We start from the raw sequence: 19424 nt of genomic DNA, 5'->3' as shown, positions 1-19424 counted from the left end.
TAATCCCGCTTTCGACGGCAAGGCTCAGGAGGACGATACCATTCTCGATGACGGCATGTACGCCAGGCCGCGATCCGGTCGTCCACCTGGTTCCGGCGGGACTGATCAGGCCCCTGCCGAACTGGTATTCGAAGAACTTGTCATGCGCGCAGTACGACCCCTTCTATGACAACCCCTGCGGTGACGTATTTCCACAACGCCACCACAAGCTTTCTAGCCAGCGCAGTTATCATGACCTTCTTGAAGCGGCCGCCACTTTGCGCGATCCGTTCGTTAAACCACCGGCTTAACGCCGTTCGGGGTTGATGCCTGAGCCAAAGCCAGGCCATCTCCAGCATCGTAACACGCAACCGCGGATTTCCAGATTTTCCGATCCCCTGTTCCCGGTCGATTGATCCGCTCTGCCAGGGCGTTGGCGCAAGCCCTGCATAGGCGGCAACTTGTCGGCGATTATCGAAATGGCGGCAGAGACCTTCGCTCCAAAGCATGCCAGCGAATTCTGAGCCAATACCCACTATGTTGGTCAGATGCCGACCTCGCGACTGGCGTGCTTGGCGCTGGTCAGCATCTCGTCCCGTTCTGCTTCGACCTGCGCAATCTGTTTCTGTAGTATTTCGAGCCGATCGAGCTCGCGACCGATCTGCCTCTTCATGTGCTCCGGCAATGGGCGCCCGTCGCCGGTCTTCAATGTTTCCAACCGTTCGCGACGATCCCGTTGAAACGGGCTATATCCCCGAATTCCTTGCGAGAATAAAAGCCCCTTGATCCGGTTGCTATGTTGAATCCGCTCTGTCAGCAATATCTGGCGCTCGCGGCCAATACGTCGCCGATCCTCTTCAGCATCAGATGGAATACGCACCATTGAGCATGCTCGAGGCTCACCGCGCTTAAAGGCCAGCAGCGCCCTGATGAGAGTTTCACCGTCAAGACGATCAGTCTTCACCCTGCGCCGCCGGCGGGATGTGGCAATCGACGCCGCATCGACAACATAGCTTTCGTGGCCTTCGGCCTCCAAAACTCTTTGTAACCAGAAACCGTCGAAACCTGCTTCGTGGATAATGACCAACAGGCATTCTCTGCCAGTGCGTTCGCGGGCCTTCGACTTCAAGTGAATGAACCGATCGCGAAGAGCGGTAATATCTCCACCGTCAACGTTGTGACGTGACATCTTCTCGCCGGTGCCCGGCGAAATAGAGGTCACCAGCCACGTTTTCTTGCTCAATTCTATCGAGACGAAAATCGCATCCGCCCCATTTTGCATATCGAACTGCGACATATCCTGCTCCTTTCTGCAACGGCACTGATGTCCAGAAGATCAAAACAGGTTGCCGCCGCGACTCATAGGATCTCGATGGCAGTCGATAGGACCGGGGACGATCGGCCTGCACCTGAAAGGCCGAAACGCAGTGGAGGACGGCCAGGGAGAGGCTTTCTTGATGATGTGGACACCCCCACCACTACCGCCGAGAATATCGGCAGGGACCAATCAAACGTTGGAAAGGAAACGGGATGTCCAGGCTGACAATCGGAATCGACCTCGCAAAGAATGTCTTCCAGGTTCACGGCATTGATGACAGCAATCGTGTCGTGATCGCTCAGAAACTCCGGCGCGCGCACCTTCTTGCATTCTTTGCCAAGCTGGAGCCGAGTCTGATCGGCATGGAGGCGTGCGGCTCCGCGCATCACTGGGCGCGCGAACTGACAGGCATGGGCCATGAGGTCAAGCTGATGGCGCCGGCTTATGTGAAGCCGTACGTGAAGCGGGGGAAGAACGACATGGTGGATGCCGAGGCGATCTGCGAGGCTGTGACCCGGCCGACCATGCGGTTCGTTCCAATCAAAACCGTGTCGCAGCAGTCGATCCTGATGGTGCACAAGTCGCGTGCTCTCCTCATCCGGCAGAGGACCATGCTGGTGAACGCCTTACGAGGCCATCTCACGGAGATCGGCATGGTGGCGCCGGTCGGGATCGAAAGAACGGCAGAGCTCGTCGAGCGGGTGCTCGCACACAAGCCGACCGAGCTGGACGTTCCGCCACTCGTGACTGACATTGTCGTATCCTTGGCCAGGCAAATCGACTCCCTGACCGCCGAGGTTAGGACACTTGAAGCCAAGATACGCGAATGGCAACGAACGAGCGAAGCAGGCCGCAGGCTTGCGACGATCCCCGGCGTCGGCGTAATCACTGCCACAGCATTGGCGGCGACGGTGCCTGATGCGTCAGTCTTCAGGTCGGGGCGAGAATTTGCCGCATGGCTCGGGCTGACGCCACGATCGAACTCGTCCGGAGGAAAAGAGCGCCTCGGCAGGATCACGAAGGCCGGGAACCGATATCTGCGAACGCTGCTGATCGTCGGCGCGACAGCCGTCCTCAGGCATGTCAGGCATAATACCAGCCTGCGTTGAGGCTGACTCAGGTTGTGGATTCCCAAAGCGATGAAAGTGTGAATCAATGGCGTCCTGCATCGAAAGGACGTGGCGATGGGACAAGCGATCGGCTTGCGGGAAGATTTTGACGGAGCGTCGCTCCGGCGACTGGCGCGATTATCAAAGAGCGCGCCGCAGGCCCGGCGACTGCTGGCCCTGGCGCAGATCTACGAGGGGAGCAGCAGGAGCGAGGCCGCAAGGATTGGCGGGGTGACCCTTCAGATCGTGCGGGACTGGGTGATCCGGTTCAATGCCCGTGGCCCCGACGGTCTTCTGGACGGCAAGGCGCCGGGCAAGCCGTCGATCCTCAACGATGCCCAGCGTCGTGCGCTGGTCGAGGCGGTCGAGCGCGGGCCGATCCCGGCGATCCATGGTGTCGTGCGTTGGCGGTTGATCGACCTTGTGTATTTGCTGCACGAGGAGTTCGCGGTGTCGCTCGACGAAACCACCGTGAGCCGCGAGTTGAAAAAGCTGGGCTATGTGAAGCTGACCGCGCGACCACGTCATCATGCGCAGAACGAGCTGGCCATGGAGACATTCAAAAAGGGGGCTTTGCTGCCGAAGTGGCAAAGGTCCGGACAAGCCTCCCGAAGGGCACGTCCATAGAAGTCTGGTTCCAAGACGAGGCCCGCGTCGGTCAGAAGAACACCATCACACGGCGCTGGGCCAGACGCGGAACACGACCCTCGGCGCCCAAGGACCAGCGCACGAAATCGGCCTACATCTTCGGAGCCATCTGCCCCGAACAGGGCAAGGGTGCCGGGCTGATCCTGCCCTTTTGCAACACAGAAACGATGTCGCTACATCTCGCTGAGATCGCGCTCGCCGTAGCGCCGGGCGCGCACGCCGTGGTGTTGATGGACCAGGCCGGATGGCACATGACCGACAAGCTCGAGGTCCCCGACAACATCAGCATCATCGCGCTACCCGCCAAGTGTCCCGAGCTGAACCCGGTCGAGAACGTTTGGCAATTCATGCGCGATAACTGGCTTTCCAATCGCGTTTTTACCTCCCACGACAATATTCTCGACCACTGCTGCGAGGCTTGGAACAAGCTGGTCGATCAGCCTTGGCGCATCATGACCATCGGCCGCCGAAAATGGGCTCGTCAGTTCTGATCAATGCAGGTTGGTATAAGATGCACGGGCCGCTCATCGAGTGGGTCAGGAAATTGTTGTTGACGAAGCCCCCGCGCCTGACGACCGTGGCGCTGGCGAACAAGATGGCGCGGATCGCATGGGCCGTGATGACGCGGCAGACGGTATACACAAACGCCATCGGATAGAAACCGACGCAACAGCGTCACCGAGTTCGGAGGGCCTGCCAGACGATCGTGATGAATACCGGTTCCGCCGGGATCAGGACAACCCGTTCGCGAGACTGCATCTGCAGAATGCGCTTTTTTGATTGGGACCATGATCCGCGGATTTCATCAAGGCCCGCGACCGTTCGGCCGATCATCAGAGAGGCCGGACATATGCGAGCAGCCAGCCGGGTTCAAAAAGATCAGAAGATAGGCTTGACCGAGGGGGTGTCCACATATGTTTCGCGAGGAATGCGGCATAGCCGCAGGGGAAGAAGGTCGGTGAAGCCGTTGCGGGAAGGCGATCGAGACGAAGGCGTCCTTCGGTCACACCAGATCCATTGAGGTCTGCGTGGGTGTGGCCAGTCCCAACCGGATGGCACATGACATACCGTAAGAGTTATCGACGATAGTGTTCCAACGGGTAAATGGACGGTATCGTCTTTGGCAAGACGATTATCCCACGTCACATCCACGTCCTGCCCTGCCATTTCCGACAATACCATCGTTGCGCCCCGGCCACATCACCACCGACCTTGGCCGATACCGGTGCTTGCTGGACGATGCTCCCTTCCAGCGTCGAACGAACATCTTCAGCCTGGCCCCGGCCCGGCACCTCGTGCCTATCGTCCGTTCCGGCTGATCGGGATGGACGGCATTGCCTCCTCCGGCATGGCTGGGAGCAAGCTTTTCGCTTCCCGAGAATGAAAGACTAAGTATCAGGCAGAGCGCCACCTACCATCGCGTCGATCCCCCCGTGCGCCTCCATCAGCACGATGGTGGGCGACTGGACGCCAGCGCGAAACGAAAGTGCCGCTGGCGATTTTGGGAGAATGTGTCCACCTCGGCGAGATCTGGAGCATAGAGCATCATGCCGCCTCCCGCTCCGTGTCCGCCTGCGGCTGCAGAGCGTGGAGATAGGCGACAGCCCGCTGCGCATGTGCGGCAGCCTGGAAAATTGCACGGCGGTCACCTTCAAGCAGCTTCAGCCACGAGGCCACATAGCTTGCATGATCTGGCCGCGGCTCCAGTTCCGGCACGATGCCAAGATCGGCGCATAGGAAGCTGGCTCCGATGTCTGCACAAAGCTCTTCGCGCGCGCGATCGGTGCGATCCTTGTGATAGCGGCTGAGATCGCGATTCAGCCGGTGGGTTGCGCCGACCCAGTGGGTGACCTCATGTCCAAGGACGGCGTAATAACTCTCCGCATCCCGAAACGTCTCGAAAGCTGGCATCTGGATCGTATCGGCGGACGGCTGATAGAAGGCTTGGCCCCCGCCGTAGCAGATGACCGCTCCAGTGTTGGCGAAAAAGCGGTCGGCATGGGCGATGCGCTCGAGCGGCTTGATGACCGGTTCAGGGCGACGGTAGAAGTGGTCGGGAAGGCCATCGATCTGGTCGCAATTAAAGACCGTGTAGGCCTTCAGAAACGGGATGTCGCGCTCAACCGCGTCGCCGCCAGCCCCCTTCTCGGTCTTCGTAAAGCGGCTCGCATAAACCACGGTTGCGCCGCTTTCGCCCTTGCGCACATGTCCGCCAAGTTCGTTCGCCTGCCGAAGCGTCATCCAGCTTGCGGACATGAAGCCGTTGGCGATAGTCTCCGACCAGAGAAGAAGAACATTAAGCCCGGTGTAGCGTTGGCCGTTGTGGCGCAGCGGTCGGCTGACCCAACCGGACAGGTTTCCGGCATTCCACGGCTGCACCCATGGGCGCACACCCTTTTCCAGATCGGCGACGATGCGGTCGGTGATCCGCGCATAGACGTCAGTGCGCGTACCTTCTGATTTCCTGCTCATTTTTCCAAACCTCCATTTGCGGGGCCCGCGTCCATCGCGACCCCGTCACGGAGGGCCGATGGCAGGAGCGATCAGGCGGCAGGGGCACCGGAACGGCCGGAACGCATGTGGAGGACGGCGCAGCCGTTGCGCCTTTGACGCCGGCTCCTGCAGGACCAATGAGCGGGACGGGGTCGCGATGTGTCGCTTCCCATTCATTTTCCTCTAACTTTCCTTCCAGCGGTCTCGTGGTGACGATCGACACGCCAAAGGGCCGCCCCCAAAGAGGGCGACCTTGAAGTGATGAAGGCGGAGCCAAAGCCCCGCCACGGTGGTTTACTCAAAGGCTGACATCTGGGCTGCGGCCGCCTTGCGGTCGAGTGTCTGGCCGGGCTGTTCAATCGGCCGGTCAAAAGGCTTCCAGGTTTCGCCGACGATCTGCTCGTAGGCGGCCACAGTTCCTTCGGCGGCCATCCGCAGCGCGTGCGCCTGAATGCCCATGTCGGCTGCGAACTCGCGCTTGCGCTGGGCGGCGCTGTCGTATCCGACAGGTCCATCGAGATCCTCGTCCCGGTGATCGCCCGCACCCTTTGCGGTGGCGTCTCGTGCTTCGGTGACAGCGCGGCTGTAGAACTGCCCGGCACCATGGGCCGATCCGACATAGGCGCCGACGATGCGTTGCAGGTGGATCTGCATTGCCCGTTCGCCAAGCCCATCGGAAAGGGCGGTGGCAGTCTCGATGATCAGGCGTTCGTGCAGGTCGCGAATGCTGTCGCTATCGAGAATGGCTGTCCCAAAGCTTTCAGCGATCTTTAGCGCCTGGGCTTCATCGGGGCATGTGAGGCGGACCATCTCGATCGTGGCTCCCTTGCACAGCGGCACGACACGGGCGGAGGGGCGATTGGCTTGACGGGACTGGGTTGCGGGCTTTGCCATGATGGTTTCCTTTTTCTGTGTTCCCGAAGCGGTTTCGGCCCCCTGGCCGGTCTGTCCTTCGGTGCGGTCGAAAGGAACCGGCGCAAGCCGGGCGGTTCAGGGTCCGGGCAGGCCAGATCGAGCAAAGCCGGTGTGCGGGAAAGCGGGTCTTGCAGAGACCTGCGAAGCCCGCGTGCCTGCTTTTTCGAGAGCGGCATGACCGGCCGCCCCGCGGCGCGATAGCGGCCTTGAACCGAACGGGCGCTGGTTCAGACCGTCACAAAACCGAAGGACAGGCCGGCCCGGGGATAGAACCCGGGCACCAGGCCCTGAAAGGAAAACAGGCAAGGCCCCACCAGCTATCCATCAATCCGTCAAATCGCACTCCGCTGCATGCCCGCCGCTTCGATCAGGATTGAGGTCGTCATCAGCTTGCTGACCTGCCCACGCGCAACCGCGCATGAGAGCGGTACGGTCCCGAAATGATGCGATGGCCGCCTCCTGCCTTGCGAGCTTGCTCGAGAGCGCGTCGATCTCCGGCTGGCGCTCGGCGGTGATTGCGGCAAGATTGGAACGGTAGCGGCAAACGAAGGCTTCCGGCTCCGGTCGTATGCCGCGATGATGCCCAAACTTGCGCTGGCCAAGAGACGGGATCAACGCGGTCATCTTGCGGATGATCTGGCGCTCGATCAGATCGAGCTGGTGGCGTGTCTGACGGCATGCATCTTCCATCCGGCGCAATTCCACTTGGGCGTCTATGGAGGGCATCATGTCCTGCGCCTCCCGGACCAGGTCAGGAAGCTCGATGGGCCATGGTAGGCTGCATGCTGCGTCTCATCGATGACGAAGCCGAAACGTCCCACCTCGTATTGCGCGGATGGCACCAGAAAGCGTCGTTCCTCGAGGTGGGGATCCCGCTTGCCGCCACAGGTGGCGATGACTTCCGTTATGCCGGGATGATGATCCGAACGGAGCGCGGAGATCACCACCCAGTCATTGGCATGTTCCGTTTCAAAGGTGCGACGGTCCTTTATATGGGATTGACCGGGTGCCAGCACTCTTGCGAAGATTGCCTCCCAGGCATCGGGCTGCCAATCCCTGATCGTCGCTTCCGCGCAACGTCGCTCAAATCCGGTGAACAGATCTGGAAATGTGATTGCCACGGTCGCCCAGGCGCAATCTTCCTCGTAAAACCCACCCTCCAACCGCAGTATCGGATGGACTTGTACGTTGCGCCCGGCCGAAAGCTTGAAACCACCATGGCTTGCGGTCGAGTGGCATTCGACACCATCGGCATAGATGGACGTCCGCTGCGACACTCCCCACGGCGTATGAGTGCCGGCGGATATCTCGTATCGACCGAGTGCTTGCATCTCGCGCTGGTGCTCGGCATTTTCCAGGACGTAGCCACGAAACGCCGCCTCGTCGGCGAGCTCGCCGGAATGGCCGTAGAAATCCTCTCGCCGCCATTCGGCAAACGGTCGGGCGATCTTCCAGCCCGTTGCCAGATAATGCCGCTCGGATCGACCCGTCATCATGGCAAAGGCGTTGTCGCCGACCCGCGCGACCGGAAAACCTTCAATGGATCGCCCAAAAGAAACCCCCGGAAATCCGGGGGTGCTGTCGACGTTGGTCATGGCGGGGACGGTGTTCATGCCACGGCCCTCCCCTCCACGGCGTCGGCTGCGATCTCGTCAGCCGTGACCTCCTCTATCACGGCATTGGGATAGCCGTGCCGGGACAACCATTCCTCCGCCGCCTGGCGGGACGCGGCAAGATGTACGAGCTCCGCATTGTCGCCGGTACGATCAAACACGCGGAAACTGCCGAAAGCGGGACGCTCGATGATCGTGAATGTCAGGCTGGAGACCAGTGAGAACGTGCGATGGACCCGGATGGCGATGACACCACCTGCCCCATAATCAGCTTCATGGATTGTGAAACACGGCGGCACGACAGTCGTTCCGACAGGATGTTCGTCCTGCTTGCGGATCAGCCTTCCGCTGCTGTTGTTGGTCTGCCATGCTGATAGTTTTCGGTGATGGCGCTCAGACGGACGCGGCGTGCCGTCCGACCAGCTGATGATCGAGCCAATCGGGGCGATAAATGCGAGGTGTGCAGACATGCGAATTCTCCCTGAATTCTAAGGGTGTAAAAAACCAAACCGCCGCTGATGGAGACCAGCGGCGGCGGACGTTCATCCGGAAGGAAAATGCCCGATCCAGCTACTCTGCCGCGATCCCGTAGGCATCCTGATCTTCGTCGAGCTCGATGGTCTCGGGAGCATCATCAAAGGTGTCCGGAAGATCATCGTCGCCATCGACAACGGCTAATTCAGCCGCCTCACCAACGGCTCCATCGCTGCCAGCACCCTCGCTGCTTTCCTCTTCGTGGACGTTCTCACCCTGCTTGATGAGATCAGAGATGTCCTGGCGGTCTGGCACAAAGAGCGCAGCTGAGTGGACAAAGCGCTCTTGTCTGAAATGATCGACCAGAGCTGCGCGGGTCTCTCGCACCTTCTGGCGAGGAAGCACGTTGGCCTCCTTCGCTGCCGCTTCCAGCGCCTGTCGCGACAGGCACAACAGGAAGTCTTCCGATCCCATGTTGGGCAAGAACCCGTCTGCGCCTATCGCGTTGCCTGCAATGCGCGAGACCACACCGCTGTTCGACATGCCGCGTCGGCATGAGAGCACGTCGATCAGCATCGAGCGGGCGGCGACGCGGAGCGTGTCGGTGTCGAAGGCGAGTCTGCCGTCCTCACCGATAAGCTGTGCCGCATGGCGCTTGAACCGCTTTGAACCGAATACATCGTCGCTCGCGCCGGAATCGACACGGACATTGAGACCTGCGAAGGCGAGAATGAGGAGCGCCATCAGCGTGTCGTCCTCGATTGGAGCACGGCCGAGCGCCTCGTGCAGCGCATCCGTGCGGAAATCACCGATCATGTCCTGCCCTTTCTGCGTGACGTCGGGACGCGGCCTCGGCGATTCGATGACGGAGTCATCAAGCGCGTCTGCGGAAGTATCGCTGGCGGAGGTGCCACCTTTACCCTTGACCTTCTTTTCCTCCGGCATGCGGAACGCGACGGACTGCACCTTGCCATCGCGGTCGAGATACATGGCGACACGATCGGACTTCGACGGCTTGCCATAGACACGCTCCGCCTTCTTCGGAAGTTCCGGCTGGCCCCAATTGTTGACATCGACAATTGCCCCTTCCTGGGAAGGTTGCTCGTCATCCATTCCTGCTGGGCACCGAGGAATGCCTCGACATTGGTCGTGTAGCGGCTGTCCTGATCGGCCGGTGCGAACAGATCCTCGATCCATTCGATACCGTAGGCAGTCGCAAGATCGTCGCCGAAGCTGGCATCCCTGGCGAACATGCGGTCTTTGAAAGCACACGGGAGATCGTGTGCCACTCGGCGCGTTCGGTCTTCTTCGGCTTGTTCGCCTTCCATACTTCCTTCTGCTCGTCGAGTGACGCCGCCGCAATGGTGCGGAGCTGCTGCTCATTCGGCATATCACCGAGCGCCATATGATCGAGCATTGCCGGCAAGACGTTGGCCAGAAGTCTGAGCTTCCTGATCTGGCGGACCGGCAGGGCGAGCGCGATACCGATCGCTTCCTCGGTCCAGCCGAGTGCCACAAGACGTTCGATACCGCGCCACTGGTCGATGGCGTTAAGCGGTTCTCTGGCAATATTCTCGATCATCGAGCGCATCGCGCCGTTATCATTCGCGGCCTCGCGGACGATAACCTCGATTTCTTCGAGACCGGCGGCGATTGCTTGGGCGACGCGACGGTGGCCAGCCTGAATGATGTAGCCATTGCCGCCATCGGTTTCGGGTGAAACAACCGGCGGCTGGATAATGCCGACCGCCTTCACCGTCGCCAGCAGCAGAGCGTCGGCCTGCGGAGAAGATTTGGACCTGCGCGCATCGTCAGGATTGCCCTTGAGCGCACGGGGATCGAGTTTGAGGATCTGCATGGGATTTGCTCCTTCCGGGGTTTTGGAGCGGCGGTCGCCACCCCTTCCTGCCTTCAGTTCTTTCCGAAGACATTTCCCGGACCGCAGGGCGGACGGACCGGCGCAACAGCGCCCGAGCGACCCTGGCCGTCAGGGCGAGCGGGGCGCAGCCTTGCGAGAACGACGGATAGGGTTGAGGAGGGGGCGATTGAGCGCAAGCGGCGGCGGGAAGGCCGATCTGTGAGAGGCTTTTTCTTTTTTCTCCGGTTTTCCTGATACTTGCGCCTATGTTCTTTATTTGTTCCTAATCCTATGTCACCTTGGTGACGGTGAAATCGGAGAGCCACATGGAAGACAAGGGCAGAACGTTTCGACAGCTGCATGAAGGATCAGGGACGTTTATCATTCCCAACCCTTGGGACATTGGTACAGCTCGGATTCTCGCAGCATTGGGCTTTCCGGCGCTCGCGACCACCAGCGCCGGGATGGCTTTTTCTCTCGGCGTGCCGGAGGGCATTGTGTCGAGAGATGATACTCTGGACAATTGTCGGGCAATCGTGGCAGCTACGTCTCTGCCAGTTTCTGCCGACCTTGAGAAAGGTTTTGGGGACAGTCCCGAGAGTGCTGCAGAGACGATCGTCACCGCCGCCAGCATCGGACTTGCGGGTTGTTCTCTTGAGGATCACACCGGTCAGCGTGATAATCCAGTTTACGACTTCACGTTGGCCGTCGAACGCATCGCGGCGGCAGCTGAAGCCCGCCGCGCCTTGCCAAGTGATTTTGTTTTGACGGCTCGGTGCGAGAATTTCCTGTGGGGCCGCCCCGATCTCGATGACACAATCAAGCGGTTGCAAGCTTTCGAGAAAGCCGGTGCTGACGTACTCTATGCACCTGGTCTCCACGACCTCGACACGATCCGCACTGTTTGCGAGGCTGTGACGAAGCCCGTCAACATCGTTATGGGGATGCCAGGAGCAACGTTCGGCATCGCAGAACTGTCGGAGGCTGGTGTCAAACGTATCAGTGTTGGGTCGGCGCTCGCGAGGCTCGCATTCGGCGCTTTCGCAAACGCGGCCCGAGAGATGAAATCGGCGGGCACTTTCCGGTTTTCGGAGGACGCTATGGGCTTCGCGGAGCTCGAAGGTTTTTTCAACGGCACGACGAAAGCTTAGACTGTCGCAAATGTTTGTCGCGAAACTCTGACTTTTGCGACTGATATTTGCGACAAAAATTCACTTGTGTTTTCAACGCGGCCACCGATGAAGCAAAACTTAGGAGATTTGCGACAGCTCGACTGCTTTGCGCCGATCAGTGGCCATATGGAACAACCTAGCTAGTAGCCAACACGGATGGAAAGCTTCGGTCCGGTTCCTACATGGGTAAGTCATTAAGTGGAATGCATCGTCTTTCTCAACATTGCATCTTCGGATGATTCTGTTCCATATCCATCTGTACATATTGACAATCATAAGCAACGGGCGTTCGATCTACTTTTGCGGGAGGCCTTCGGAATGGCAAACAAACTGCAAATGTTCACTTTGACCCTTGCATGTCTGGCACCGTGTTTCGGATGGGCGGAGGAGACTCCGACTGTTCCGCCCGCGAACCTAGCGGTACAGATCCTCAACTTCGATGCCGCCAACCCCACCGTACCTTGGATCCGTCCTCCGGAAGTGCAGTTCGTGCTCCTCAGCGGTTGCGGCGGCGGCGGCGGCGGCGGGACCACTACTGTCACCGGATCGGGCAGCAACACGAATAGGGTGCCGGGGAAGGGTGGCGGCGCGGCACGGCTGTACACCATCATCGTTCCCGTCAAGGCAGACCGCTACGACATAACGATCGGCGATGGCGGTGGCAGCGCTGCGAACGGCATGCCAACGACAATGACGGGCGCGGGCGCGGGCGCGGCGGCGATCACGTTAGGGGGAGGTCAGCAAGGATCGAGCGTTTCCGCGGACGGCGAGGCCAGTCCGTTCGGGCCAGGCGGCAAGGGGGGGACATCGGTGGCGGAGGCGTCCGGGAAAAACCCCTGCTCAGGCGGCGGCGGATCGGCGGCATATTGGACAGCGGTTGGTGGAAAAGGTGCGCCCGGTCAGCTCACGATCATGCCCATACCTGACCTCGCGCGCTTCGGAAGAGTCATGGCGATGGTGGAGGATCTCTCCCAACCGCCGAAGGTGCCGGACGATGCGAACTCGACATCCGGCGAAGACGAGCAAGGGCCGGTGGCGGCACCCGGTGGGACGGGCTCGCTCAAATGAGGTCGATCGTCCAGACCTTCTGCACCGCGGCCCTGCTATCGTGCGCCGTCCACCAAGCCGGCGCGGAGGACGAGATCCGCAAGCGGCTCGCATCGCCGTTCGGAATTAGCGACGCACGCGGGGTCGATGCGATAGGCGAAACGCTCATATCGTCCCGGGACCGGGCCGAACTCGGTTATTGGTTCTACCAGCAGGACACCTTGGCCGCGGTGTCGAACGCACAGGAGTCGCAGAACAGCACGATCTACCTCGGCTACGGGGTGAAGGGGATCGGCCGAGCAGTCGGTGCCGGGGGAGGAGCCTTCGGGGGCGGGTTCGGCCCTGCGATCGGTGGTGCCGCGACTATTGGGGGAGCCGTTGTAGGGGGGTATGTTGAGGACTACGGCGACAAGCTAATCCGGCAAGGCGGTCAGCTCGCCGCGGCCGCGGTGACCAACTATCTTCATAAGGAATACGGGCGGATCATTCGTCCGAATGGAACGATCGACCAAGAAAGGCTGCGCAGCTTTGGCGAGGAAAATTTCGCCCGAATGCTGCGCGATCCGAGGTTTATCGAGCAGGTGGGCGACTCCGCGCTGATGGCGGACTTCAAGGCTCAGATCACGCTCGATCAGCTCGGGGTCGTGCTGAAGGACAACAAGTCCTTGCTTCTCTCGAGCGAGAAGACGGGTCGGCAGCTCACGGAACTCGACAAGGGATACAGGGAGGTCAAATCGCTCCAGCTCAAGACCCTCGGCCGTCTCGATGCCCAGGGACAGGTTTTAGGGTCGATCGAGGGCAAATTAGATCGCCAGACACTGATCGTCAGCACGATCGCGACGTCCAAACTACCGCCGCGGCAGATTCTGGCGCTTTCGCAGGCTGGTGCCTTTACGCTCGACGCCCCTGTCGTACAAGCTCTCGAGACTGCGGCTTCGGCGCAGGAGCTGCAGGCGGACTTCAACAAGGCAGCGGGCGTTTTCCGGGACATGTCGACCGCGCTGGACGTCCTTGGTGTTGATCCAGAGTTCACGCGCGCGACGAACGGGATCGGGAATGTGCTTTCGGCCGGCGGAGGGCTGGCCGCCGCCATCACGTTGGGCGAGCCATTTTCGATCTTCTCGAGCGGCGCCGCCTTCCTAGGTTCCGTCAAGTCCCTCTTCGGCGGGAAGCAGGAGGATCCCACACAGGCGGCGCTGAGAAATGTGTTTCGCGAGATACAGAGGCTGAGCCAACAAATCGAGCGCAACCACCGGCAGCAGATGGAAGCCCTTCGGCGCATCGCCGAGAAGCTCGAGTCTCTCGAGGACACCGTGAACCGTCGGTTCGCCGAACTTGAGCTAGACGTTGCCTACATCCTGCAAGATACACGCGAACTTCTCTACGAGGATGTCCGCGTTTGCGAGCGGCTGGTTGAGGAGTTCCGCCTTGCGGAGAACCAAGCGCTTCTCGCGCGCGGTCTTCTAGGCTTCTCCTTGTTCTTCGAGACCGACAACCGGGCCCTCGACTACGCCCGCTGCATGAATGGACTTATTGCTCGGCAGCGGGTGATTTCTGAGCGCGACTTCTCCGGCATGCTCCGTGCGGACTCTGTCGAGGAGGCTGACACGGGAGCCCACGGCGGGAAACGGCGGGAGGCGGTGCGCCGCATTGAGCAACGGGTGCTTCAGCCCACAGTCGATTACATTCGCCTCATGGCAGACGGCGACAACGCGGAAGTTGTGGCGCGCAAGCTTTTCCGTCCGGTAGCGACGCTGTGCCAAGCGCTTTCGTACCACGATCCTGAAGCGGCATCGTGCGAAGGGGCTCCACCGTCCTCATGGCCCGACTCAAGGATCGACCGGAGCCAGTACAACCCCGGGCAGGGAGCGCTGTTGAGTCCCACGACCGCCGTCCTCCTTTCCGGGTTCACGCGCGCCGTCGCACCTTGGAACGGCATACTGATAGAGCGGACGACCGGGGCGGCTGCGCGCGTCATGAGCGAGGACGAGGTCGCGAGTGTGTCGCGACGCTCCGCCTCTCGCCGCACGAGACATGTGTTGGCCTTAGCGAACGCGACCGACGTGCTCGACCTGAACATCGCACAGGCCAACCTGCTCGCGGGGGTCCCCGTGATCGACAAGGCCTCCGACATCTTGGACAAGAAGATCATTCCGGCCTACGCGCAGGCTCGTCTCATGAAGACGCCGGCGGCGATAAACCAGATGCTCGCAGCGCCGCCGCCGAACCGGGCGCTGCCCGGCCCGAACTGCGTGGCCGGCAGCGAGGAATGGAACACGCTTTGCCTGATGGAGGCGAGCCCGACTTTCGCCAAGAACGTCGTTCGCGCACTGGTCCTGAAGCGGTTGAAGGCACGCGGCGCCACGATCAATGAATGGCGCCAAGCGATCCGATCCCCCTTCAGCGACAGGATGCGCGAGATCATCGGTCACGACGTGCTGTTCGAGGACGCGGCGGCCGGGCTGCCGACGAGTACCCTCGGCATGTGGGCGATCGAGCTTCCAAGGGTGTATTCGGACCCAGATCTGGAGCCGAGTGCCATTGCGTCAGCCAAGCTGTGCTGGAACCCAACCGCTGTAGAGCCTCTCACCGACGACCAAGGGAAACCCTCGAAGGACAATCCATACTACACAACGCCGGCCAGCAGCCGATGCAACATGATCGACCCGTTCACGTCGTCCGACATGCTTTCCGTGGCGCATTACACCCAGGGCTATGCGGCACTACTCACGGAACGCGAACTGAGCGTCGGCCTGCTGCGCGGGCTGTGCGACGCGAACCCGTTCTACCCAACCCGTTATTGCGCCTTCGGCAAACCACTAAGCGAGGCGACCGCGTCCCGCGATTCGGACTAGCCGGACGGTGGGATATGGTGCGGTCATTCCTGACGCGTTGCTTGCGATCCTTCGGCATCGCGTGCTTGCGGATTCGATCTCATGTCCGCCTTCGGCTCGAAAGGACCGAAATGGGGGTCGGAACCCGAACGGTGGCTTTGTCGCAAAAATCCCGATTAAAGTTTCAGTTTTACGGCTGATTTTTGCAACATGTATAAACAGGAATTTTGCGATACTCATGCGTCTTGGCAGCGTGCTTATCAGGCTATCTACCATTTCTAGTCTACAAAACCCCATCAACATCAGCCGACAAGGATCGCTCCACCTCGCGCAAAGCCTGGTGCTTCTCAACCAGTTCATCGGCAAAGGCGAAGGTGCCATCCTTCCGCGACTGATAGGATGCCAGGCGACGTCGGTATTCCTCCAACCGCTGGCGGTAGCGCTCCCGCTCCTGGTCGAACCCGTCGAGAGCATGCTCGAGGCGCGAGATGGCACCCAGAGGCGTGACGGTCTGCGCCAGTGCGCTGCAGCAACGTCTGGTAGCGGTAATTGTCACTACGGCCGAATTTTTCGCCATCGTAGACAAGATCAAAGCTTCCAACGGTGGCGATGTGGACCTTACTCTCTTGCTGTAGTTGAACGAGGGTGAGGATCTCCTTCATCAGCGCCCGGCCAGCATCCTTACGTTCGGTATAGGGCTTGCCTGTCACAGCCATGGTGAATGCTTCGCCCGACGTCGGAACCAGGCGCTCGATATCCTGGCCGATCTCGACGATGCGCCGGGTCGCGGTTTCGATCTCGCGCTCGGCATCGCGGACCTGCCTGCGGACAGCGAACAGATCGTCCTCATGGGCGGCACGCAACCTCTCGAGGCGGGCGATATCAGCTTCGAGACCAGCCTTTTGCATCAAACGTTCATCGCCACTGGCGATCGCCTTAGCCATGGCAAACTGATTTGCCTGCCCCTCGCCCATGTCTTCAAGACGCCGGATCGACGTGTCACCAGAAAGCGCTGCTGCGATGAACCGTGCCTTGCGCTCGTTGTTCTGCCACATGCTAGCGTCGAGCGAGCCTGCGTGGCATAGGCAAAGATATCGACCTCGTCGTGCTGGTTGCCTTGCCGCACGATGCGACCCTCGCGCTGCTCGATCTGCGACGGCAGCCACGGCACGTCGAGATGATGAAGCGCCTTCAAGCGAAGCTGGGCGTTGACGCCGGTGCCCATGGTCTCCGACGAACCGATCAGAAAGCGGACCTTGCCGGCCCACACGTCGCCAAAAAGGCGCTGCTTTGCCTCGGTTCTTGTAATCCTGCATGACCGCGATTTCAGAAGGCGGCACCCCCATGCGGATCAGTTCATCCCTGATCCAGCGATAGGCCGAGAAGCCTCGGGTTTTCTCGACATTGATGGTGCCGAGGTCCGAGAAGATCATCTGTGCCGCGCCCGTGAGTTCGAAGGGCTTCCCGTCAGAACGAACATACTCCCGTTCTGCGGTTTCCGCCCAGATGCGGTAAGAATTCTCGACGAGGAGATTGAGCTTATTATCGGGCTCGTTGTCATTGTCCGGGTCGACCAGACGCAGATCGATCGCCGCGTGGCGGCCATCGGTGATGACCGAGAGCAGGATGTCATCGCCGGGTTTGGTCGGCCCCTCGCGCTGCTCAATGGCCTTGATACGGGCGTCGAGAATGGTCTGATAATTTCTGAAGGACTGCGTTGGCTTCGCGGTCAGAATTTGACGCCGGCCCGTCGAGATTGCCGGCACCTTTACGTACTGGCGGAGATCGTCCGGCAACACGACATCTGCAAAGCTGCGGAACATTGCAATCAGTTCAGGGACATTGACGAAGCTGGCGAAGCGGCTGACCGGCTTGTATTTGCCGGACGGCTGGATTTCGAGCGCCGTGGTGGTGTCGCCGAATGTGCTCGCCCAGGCGTCGAATTCGTGCAGGCCGCGCTCGGCAAGCGCTTCACGGCCGAGCAGCCGCTGGATCGAGAACATTTCGCCGAGCGTATTGGTGATCGGCGTGCCTGAAGCGAGCACCAGAGCGCGGCCGGGGTTCTTCGTTTCGATGTAGCGAGACTTCACGTAGAAATCCCAGGCGCGCTGCGAGCCATTCGGGTCAATTCCCTTCAGCGTTGACATATTGGTGGCAAAGGACAGCTTGCGGAATTCCTGCGCCTCGTCGACGACGATCTGGTCGACGCCGATCTCCGAGATCGTCAAAAGATCATCCTTACGGGTCGCCAAACCTTGAAGCCGCTCCTGCAGACCTTCCTTCAGTCGCTCGAGGCGCTTGCGCGAGACGCGGTCCTCGCTGTCGACCTTGGTGAGCAGATCCTCGTAGAGCTGCAGTTCGTCCTGGATCATCTCCTGCTCGAAAGCCGCGGGCACAGTGATGAAGCGAAACGCCGAATGGGTGATGATGATCGCATCCCAAGTGGCCGTCGCGGCGCGCGACAGGAACCTGGCACGCTTGTCTTTGGTGAAATTCATTTCATCGGCCACCAGGATATTGGCGTTCGGATAAAGCGCCAGAAACTCACGGGCGGCCTGTGCGAGGCAATGGCCGGGGACGACCAGCATCGCCTTGGCGATCAGGCCCAGCCGGCGTTGCTCCATGATCGCGGCTGCCATGGTCATCGTCTTGCCGGTCCCGACGGCATGCGCGAGATAGGTCGAGCCATCGGCAATGATCCGCCAGATGCCGCGTTTCTGGTGCCCATAAAGAACGAAGGCGCCAGAGGCACCGGGGAGTTTCAGATGGGAGCCGTCGAATTTACGTGGCGCGATGTTGTTGAAGCGGTCGTTGTAGACCCGCGCCAACCGGTCGGTGCGATCGGGATCGGTCCAGACCCAGTCCTGGAAGGACTGCTTGATCTTCTGCAGCTTATCACGCGCTGCCTCGGTGTCGACGACATTGAGAACCCGGCGCTCGCCATCGGCATCCTTGAAGACATCGAAAATTTGTGGGACCCGGCTGTTGAGCGCGTCAGTAAGCAGTTCACCGGCATCACGGCGGCTTGTGCCCCATTCCGATGTACCGGCAGCACTATAGCCCAACTGCCGCGCCTCCACGGTCCAGGACCCTAGCTCCGGCAGATGATGGATGCGAATATCGGCATCCATCCTCTCCTTGACGAAGGCGACGATATCGGCGGCCGGGATCCATGGTGCCCCAAGCCTGGCAGTGATGTCGGACGGTCGCAGATCGGCCGGCTGAACTTGCTTCAGGGCGCGGACATTGCGCTCGTACGCCGGATCAAGCTCCTCTGCAGCCTGCGCGGCGGTGAGCTTGGTGCGAACCGAGCCGGAAAGATAGGCGTCGGCCGTTTGCCAGGATCCGTCGGCGGGATCGCGAAAAACCTCGCCGCCGAGATCGGCGATAACGGTGGAAACGTCGCGGTGCAACAACTCGGCGATATGATCGAGATCGACATGGCCGCGTTCGTTGAGTACGACCGCCAGCGCATCAGCCGCACTGGTGATGACAGGCGAGATCGGCGGAGCGATCACACGGGTGGCGAAGATCGGACCTGGCTTCGCCGTGTCCGTCTCCAGATCGTAATTCTCGATCGAGGCGACCAGCCAGCAATCCGGATCGTCGCGGAAGGGTGCAAGGTTCGGCTGGCGGTGGGTCTCCTTGGCCTCACCGGTCTCGGCATCCTCCTGGATCGAGACAGTGGTGTGGTTGATCGGCCCGAAGTCGCGCACGAAGCTCGACCAGGCGATACGCAGCCGGACCTGAAGGTCGCGCCAGGGCCGATCAGTCTCCTGTGCCTTCAGCACCTCACGGACCGCGTCGCGGATGGGAATCAGCTTGCTGATGATCCGGACATGTTTCTCGGAAATCCCGTCGCCCGAGCGTCCTTTGCGCACGATGACCGGCACGGCTGACCCGTCCAGCATCTGCATCAGGCCTCGACCGTTGTCGATGAAGAAGCTGCCTTCGCGGATCGTGC

Annotated in this window: 9 protein-coding genes and 5 pseudogenes; 6 read left to right on the top strand and 8 right to left on the bottom strand. The window is 60.6% G+C overall.

The genetic code is table 11. The features are described 5' to 3' along the window. Positions 1 to 140: 140 nt before the first annotated feature. Positions 141 to 1276: pseudogene (locus tag AVI_RS24820) on the bottom strand (IS110 family RNA-guided transposase). A 233-nt stretch (positions 1277 to 1509) separates the two neighbouring features. Here AVI_RS24820 and AVI_RS24815 point away from each other — a divergent pair. The 3 genes and pseudogenes from AVI_RS24815 to AVI_RS31590 all read left to right on the top strand — a co-directional run. After that, positions 1510 to 2385: pseudogene (locus tag AVI_RS24815) on the top strand (IS110 family RNA-guided transposase); the annotation flags it as partial. Between the two features lie 96 nt (positions 2386 to 2481). Further along, positions 2482 to 3545, top strand: a protein-coding gene (locus tag AVI_RS29980) for an IS630 family transposase (protein WP_174083776.1) whose coding sequence is annotated in 2 segments (ribosomal slippage) — positions 2482 to 2973 and positions 2976 to 3545 — 1062 coding nt in all. Because the reading frame shifts where the segments join, the coding sequence is not laid out codon by codon here. Between the two features lie 41 nt (positions 3546 to 3586). Then, positions 3587 to 3712, top strand: a pseudogene (locus tag AVI_RS31590) (IS110 family transposase); the annotation flags it as partial. 887 nt (positions 3713 to 4599) lie between these two features. On the opposite strand, the gene AVI_RS24800 reads toward AVI_RS31590, so the two are convergent. The 6 genes and pseudogenes from AVI_RS24800 to AVI_RS24775 form a co-directional block, all read right to left on the bottom strand. After that, entirely contained in the window at positions 4600 to 5526 is a 927-nt protein-coding gene (locus tag AVI_RS24800) for an ArdC family protein (RefSeq protein ID WP_012648960.1), read from the bottom strand. 315 nt (positions 5527 to 5841) lie between these two features. Continuing rightward, positions 5842 to 6441: a hypothetical protein gene (locus AVI_RS24795; protein ID WP_012648959.1), complete on the bottom strand. Its 600-nt coding sequence runs from the start codon at positions 6439 to 6441 to the stop codon at positions 5842 to 5844. A 345-nt stretch (positions 6442 to 6786) separates the two neighbouring features. Continuing rightward, positions 6787 to 7191 carry a hypothetical protein gene (locus AVI_RS24790; RefSeq protein WP_012648958.1) on the bottom strand — a complete coding sequence of 135 codons (405 nt, stop codon included), beginning with the start codon at positions 7189 to 7191 and terminating at the stop codon, positions 6787 to 6789. Then, positions 7188 to 8075, bottom strand: a complete 888-nt coding sequence (locus tag AVI_RS24785) for a DUF7007 domain-containing protein (protein ID WP_012648957.1) — start codon at positions 8073 to 8075, stop codon at positions 7188 to 7190. Before AVI_RS24785 ends, AVI_RS24790 begins: the two co-directional genes overlap by 4 nt. Further along, complete coding sequence (locus AVI_RS24780; RefSeq protein WP_012648956.1) at positions 8072 to 8545, bottom strand: hypothetical protein; 474 nt, start codon at positions 8543 to 8545, stop codon at positions 8072 to 8074. Before AVI_RS24780 ends, AVI_RS24785 begins: the two co-directional genes overlap by 4 nt. 100 nt (positions 8546 to 8645) lie before the next feature. Beyond that, positions 8646 to 10407, bottom strand: a pseudogene (locus AVI_RS24775) (ParB/RepB/Spo0J family partition protein). A 326-nt stretch (positions 10408 to 10733) separates the two neighbouring features. Here AVI_RS24775 and AVI_RS24770 point away from each other — a divergent pair. The 3 genes from AVI_RS24770 to AVI_RS24760 all read left to right on the top strand — a co-directional run bounded on the left by AVI_RS24770 (position 10734) and on the right by AVI_RS24760 (position 15481). Next, the gene (locus AVI_RS24770) at positions 10734 to 11558 is read left to right on the top strand and encodes an isocitrate lyase/PEP mutase family protein (RefSeq protein WP_012648955.1); all 825 of its coding nucleotides are present in this window, start codon (positions 10734 to 10736) and stop codon (positions 11556 to 11558) included. Positions 11559 to 11897: 339 nt separating this feature from the next. After that, positions 11898 to 12647, top strand: coding sequence for a hypothetical protein (locus AVI_RS24765; RefSeq protein WP_041699472.1), 750 nt, complete (start codon positions 11898 to 11900; stop codon positions 12645 to 12647). Then, complete coding sequence (locus AVI_RS24760; protein ID WP_012648953.1) at positions 12644 to 15481, top strand: hypothetical protein; 2838 nt, start codon at positions 12644 to 12646, stop codon at positions 15479 to 15481. The genes AVI_RS24765 and AVI_RS24760 overlap by 4 nt, the downstream gene beginning before the upstream one ends. A gap of 262 nt (positions 15482 to 15743) precedes the next feature. On the opposite strand, the pseudogene AVI_RS24755 reads toward AVI_RS24760, so the two are convergent. Further along, positions 15744 to 19422, bottom strand: a pseudogene (locus tag AVI_RS24755) (DEAD/DEAH box helicase family protein); the annotation flags it as partial. Positions 19423 to 19424 lie beyond the last annotated feature (2 nt).

The sequence above is a fragment of the Allorhizobium ampelinum S4 genome, assembly GCF_000016285.1.
In the GTDB taxonomy this organism is placed as follows: domain Bacteria; phylum Pseudomonadota; class Alphaproteobacteria; order Rhizobiales; family Rhizobiaceae; genus Allorhizobium; species Allorhizobium ampelinum.
Note: the sequence above shows the minus strand (reverse complement) of the source record. Positions and strands in the feature narration are given on the sequence as shown.